The sequence below is a fragment of the Adlercreutzia equolifaciens genome, from assembly GCF_029076695.1.
Lineage (GTDB): Bacteria > Actinomycetota > Coriobacteriia > Coriobacteriales > Eggerthellaceae > Adlercreutzia > Adlercreutzia equolifaciens_A.
Window position 1 is genome coordinate 1 of sequence record NZ_JARFIK010000333.1, and the last position, 306, is coordinate 306.

The window sequence follows — 306 nt, forward strand, 5'->3', positions numbered from 1 at the left end:
ACCGCCGGCGCGTTCATAAGCGCGCGTCCAATAGCCACGCGCTGCTGCTGACCGCCGGAAAGCTGGCTGGACAGGCGTCCCTCACGGCCGCGCAAGCCCAGCTTGTCGAGCAGACCGGCAAGCCTGTCGTGGTTCACCGCGCGCCCATCCAGGGCCACGGGCAGCGTCATGGTCTCCACCACGTTGAGCACCGGTACCAGGTTGTAGAACTGGTACACGAGCCCCACCTCACGGCGGCGGAATACCGCCAGCTCCGCATCGGAGCGCGCGTACACGTCGGACCCGTTCACCAACACATGGCCGGCC

The 306-nt window shown here is 67.6% G+C and carries 1 protein-coding gene; it reads right to left on the bottom strand.

Annotated features, from left to right (window positions below; genetic code table 11):
- On the bottom strand, nucleotides 1-306 hold a 306-nt coding region (locus PZH32_RS12625), incomplete at both ends, for an ATP-binding cassette domain-containing protein (protein ID WP_275208593.1).